Source organism: Duganella sp. GW822-FHT06D06, from assembly GCF_058799615.1.
In genome coordinates this window covers 1-5301 of record NZ_JBXALQ010000045.1, presented here as the reverse complement: position 1 = coordinate 5301, position 5301 = coordinate 1, and the positions used below count along the sequence as shown (strand labels likewise).

1 protein-coding gene is annotated in these 5301 nt (G+C 65.3%); it reads left to right on the top strand.

The genetic code is table 11. The features are described from left to right. A partial coding sequence (locus AC1RMD_RS31035) for an amino acid adenylation domain-containing protein (protein ID WP_492932694.1) occupies positions 1–5301 on the top strand: 5301 nt, incomplete at both ends.

Here is a 5301-nt window from a genome sequence, read left to right as displayed (position 1 = left end):
ACCATCGGCCGCCACGACAACTTCTTCGAGCTGGGCGGCCATTCGTTGCTGGCGGTCAGCCTGATCGAAGGCATGCGCCAGGTCGGCTTGAAGGCCGATGTACGGGCGCTGTTCAGCACCCCAAGCATCGCCCAACTGGCGGCTGCCGTGGGGCAGGGCGGACACGAAGTGGTGGTGCCGGAGAACGGCATCGCCGACGGCTGTGAACACATCACGCCATCGATGCTGCCATTGATCGACCTGACGCAAGAGCAGATCGACCGCGTGGCGGCCCGGGTACCGGGCGGCGCGGCCAACATCCAGGATATCTATCCGCTGGCTCCGCTGCAGGAAGGGATCTTGTTCCATCACCTGATGAGCCAGAACGGCGACGCGTACCTGTTGCCTAGCCTGATCAGTTTCGACAGCCGCGAGCGACTCGACGGCTTCCTGACGGCGCTGCAAACGGTGATTTCACGCCACGACATCCTGCGCACGGCTGTGCAGTGGGAAGGACTGGACTCGGCTCTGCAAGTGGTCTGGCGCCAGGCACCGCTGCAGGTGGAGCAGGTTTTGGTGGACGAGGGCGACGTCGGCGAGCAGCTGTCGGAGCGTTACGATCCACGCCACTACCGCATCGACGTGCGCGAGGCGCCGCTGATGCGCGGCTTCTACGCGCACGATCCGGTGCAAGATCGTTGGCTGCTGCAGATCCTCGCGCACCACCTGGCGATCGACCATACGACGATGGAAATCCTGATCGGCGAAATTCAGGCGACGCTGCAAGGCGAAGCCCTGGCGCCGGCGCTGCCATTCCGTAACTATGTGGCACAGGCGCGACTGGGCGTATCGCAGGAAGAGCACGAAGGCTTCTTCCGCGACATGCTGTCCGACATCGACGAGACCACGGCGCCATTCGGCCTGCTCGACGTGCAGGGCGACGGCACCTTGATCGGCGAAGCGCGGCGCGAAATCGACGTGGCACTGGCGGCACGTATCCGCGAACAGGCGCGCGGCTTGGGCGTGAGCGCGGCCTCCGTGCTGCACCTGGCCTGGGCGCAGGTATTGTCGAAAGCGTCGGGCCGCGAAGCGGTGGTGTTCGGCACGGTGCTGTTCGGCCGGATGCAGGGCGGTGCCGGTGCGGACCGTACATTGGGCATGTTCATCAACACGCTGCCGGTAAGGCTGGACGTGGGCGCGCAATCGGTGCGCGCGAGCGTACTGGCGACCCATGCACGATTGATGGGATTGATGCGCCACGAACACGCATCGCTGGCGTTGGCGCAGCGCTGCAGTGGCGTGGCGGCGCCGGCGCCGTTGTTCTCGGCGCTGTTCAACTTCCGCCACTCGGCGCAGAACGAGGCGAACAGCGCGGGCGGCCACAACGCTGTCTGGGACGGCATGGAAGTGCTGTCCGGCGAAGAACGCACCAACTATCCGCTGACGATGTCGGTCGATGATCTCGGTACGGGTTTCCAGCTGACGGCGCTAGTGAGCGCCGGCGTGGATGCGGAGCGCATCTGCGCTTATGTGCACACCGCGCTCGAGCAACTGGTGACCGCATTGGAAAGCGCACCGGAGACCGCGATGCACACGCTGGGCGTGCTGCCGGCCGCCGAGCGCGAGCAGGTGCTGGTGGGATGGAACGATACCCAACTGGCCTACCCGCAAGACAGCGCGATGCACGAGCTGTTCGAACAGCAGGCCGCCGCCACGCCGGATGCGGTGGCGCTGGTGTTTAACGAACAGGAACTGAGTTACGCGGAACTGAACGCCCGGGCGAACCGCCTGGCGCGCCATCTGCGCGGCCTGGGCGTCGGCCCGGATGTGCGGGTTGCGCTGTGTGTCGAACGCAGCGTGGAGATGGTGGTTGCACTGCTGGCCACGCTCAAGGCGGGCGGCGCCTATGTGCCGATGGACCCGGCCTATCCGGCCGAACGCCTGGCCTATATGCTGGCCGACAGCGTCCCTGCGGCGATCCTGGCCCATGGTCCGACTTCCGGCCTGGTTGCCTCGTTGGCAATGGGCGGTTGCCCGGTCGTGGACCTGGGCGCGCAGGAAGCATGGAGCGCGCAATCGCCAGCCGATCTGGACGCGGCCGACACCGGCCTGCAACCAGAACACCTGGCCTACATCATCTACACCTCCGGCTCGACCGGAGAACCGAAGGGCGTGATGCTCACGCACCGCAACGCGGTCAACTTCATCCATTGGGCGGGTACGGCCTTCAGCGTGGAAGCATTGCAGCGCACGCTGTTCTCGACCTCGCTCAATTTCGATCTGGCGGTCTATGAATGCTTTGTGCCGCTGTCGCGCGGCGCCAGCATCACGCTGGTGGGCAACGCCTTGAGCCTGCTGCAACAGCCGGCCGACGTGACGCTGATTAATACCGTGCCGTCTGCCATTGATGCGCTGGCCAACGCCGGCGCCGTGCCGGCGACCGTGCGCACGATCAACCTGGCCGGCGAGGCGCTGAAACGCAGCCTGGTCGAGAAACTGTTCGCCAGCACCGAGGTGGAGACGGTGTGCAATCTGTACGGTCCGTCGGAGACGACGACGTACTCGACCTGGGTGGCGATGCCACGGGCGCAAGGTTTCGTGCCGCATATCGGCCGTCCGGTGGCCAATACCCAGGTGTATATCCTGGATGGCCAACTGCAACCGGTACCGATCGGTGTGATCGGCGAGCTGTACATCGGTGGCGCGGGCGTCGCACGCGGCTACCTGAACCGTCCGGAGCTGACGGCGGAGCGCTTCCTGCGCGATCCGTTCAGCCAGGACGGCCGCATGTACAAGACGGGCGATCTGGGCCGCCATCTGGCGGACGGCAATATCGAGTACCTGGGCCGCAACGACTTCCAGGTCAAGATCCGCGGATTCCGTATCGAGCTGGGCGAGATCGAGGCGCGCCTGGCGCGCATCGAGAGCGTGCGCGAGGCGGTGGTGCTGGCGCGCGAAGACCAGCCGGGCGACAAGCGCCTGGTGGCGTACGTGGTGGCACGCGACGGTCACACGCCGGATGCGGCGCAACTGCGCGCTGCATTGGCAAGCGAAGTGGCCGATTACATGGTGCCGTCGGCCTTCGTGCTGCTGGCGGCGCTGCCGCTGACGCCAAACGGCAAGCTGGACCGCAAAGCCTTGCCGGCGCCGGAAGGCGACGCATATATCCAGCGTGCCTACGAGGCACCGCAAGGCGAAATCGAGGAAGCGCTGGCGGCCATCTGGTCCAAGGTGCTGCAACGTGAAACGATAGGTCGTCACGACAACTTCTTCGAACTGGGCGGCCATTCGCTGCTGGCGGTCAGCCTGATCGAAGGCATGCGCCAGGTCGGCTTGAAGGCCGATGTACGGGCGCTGTTCAGCACCCCAAGCATCGCCCAACTGGCGGCGGCGGTTGGACAGGGCGGGCACGAAGTAGTGGTGCCGGAGAACGGCATCGTGGACGGTTGCGAGCACATCACGCCGGCAATGCTGCCATTGATCGACCTGACTCAAGAACAGATCGACCGCGTAGCGGCCCAGGTACCGGGCGGCGCGGCCAACATCCAGGATATCTATCCGCTGGCTCCGCTGCAGGAAGGGATCTTGTTCCATCACCTGATGAGCCAGAACGGCGACGCGTACCTGTTGCCTAGCCTGATCAGTTTCGACAGCCGCGAGCGACTCGACGGCTTCCTGACGGCGCTGCAAACGGTGATTTCACGCCACGACATCCTGCGCACGGCTGTGCAGTGGGAAGGACTGGACTCGGCTCTGCAAGTGGTCTGGCGCCAGGCGCCGCTGCAGGTGGAGCAGGTTGTGGTGGACGAGGGCGACGTCGGCGAACAGCTGTCGGAGCGTTACGATCCACGCCACTACCGCATCGACGTGCGCGAGGCGCCGCTGATGCGCGGCTTCTACGCGCACGATCCGGTACAAGATCGTTGGCTGCTGCAGATCCTGGCGCACCACCTGGCGATCGACCACACGACGATGGAAATTCTGATCGGCGAAATCCAGGCGACGCTGCAAGGCGAAGCCCTGGCGCCGGCACTGCCATTCCGTAACTATGTGGCACAGGCGCGACTGGGCGTATCGCAGGAAGAGCATGAAGGCTTCTTCCGCGACATGCTGTCCGACATCGACGAGACCACGGCGCCATTCGGCCTGCTCGACGTGCAGGGCGATGGTAGCCTGATCGGCGAAGCGCATCAGCAAGTAGACGTGGTACTGGCTGCTCGTATTCGTGAGCAAGCACGCGGCCTGGGCGTGAGCGCTGCCTCCGTGCTGCACCTGGCCTGGGCGCAGGTGCTGTCGAAAGCATCGGGACGCGAAGCGGTGGTGTTCGGCACGGTGATGTTCGGCCGGATGCAGGGCGGTGCCGGTGCGGACCGTGCATTGGGTATGTTTATCAACACGCTGCCGTTGCGGCTGGACGTGGGCGTGCAATCGGTGCGCGCGAGCGTGCTGGCGACCCATGCGCGATTGATGGGATTGATGCGCCACGAACACGCCTCGCTGGCGTTGGCGCAGCGCTGCAGTGGCGTGGCGGCGCCGGCGCCGTTGTTCTCGGCGCTGTTCAACTACCGCCATTCGGCGCAGCAGGCGGCGAACGACGACGTCGGACACGCCGCTGGCGGCTGGCACGGCATGGAAATGTTGTCCGGCGAAGAGCGCACCAACTATCCACTGACGATGTCAGTGGACGATTTCGGTACAGGCTTCCAATTGACGGCGCAAGTGAGCGCTGGCGTGGACGCTGGACGGGTCTGCGCCTATCTGCACACCGCGCTGGAGCAACTGGTGAGTGCATTGGAAAGTGCACCGGCGACGCCGGTGCAAACGCTGACCGTGCTGCCTGCGGTCGAACGCGAACAAGTGCTGGTGGGATGGAACGACACCAACCTGGCCTACCCGCACGATAGCGCGATCCATCAGCTGTTCGAACAGCAGGTGGACGCCACACCGGACGCGGTCGCGTTGGTGTTTGAAGACCTGCAAGTGAGCTATGCGGAATTGAACGTCATGGCCAACCGCCTGGCCCACCATCTGCGTGATGAAGGCGTGGTCGATGGCGACTACGTGGGCATCGCGCTGGAGCGCTCGATCGCACTGGTGGCCGCGCAACTGGCGGTGCTGAAGGCGGGCGGCGTCTACGTGCCGCTGGACGCGGTACTGCCGTTGCAGCGTCAGGCACTGATGCTGTCTGACTGCAACGCCAAACTGGTGCTGGGCACGGCGCAGCAGCCGGTGCCGGACACCGTCGCCCTGGTCGATGTGGCTGATGCGCGCCTCGGCGCGTGCAGCGCGGCCAATTTGCCAACGACGGCGAACGGCGCCAGT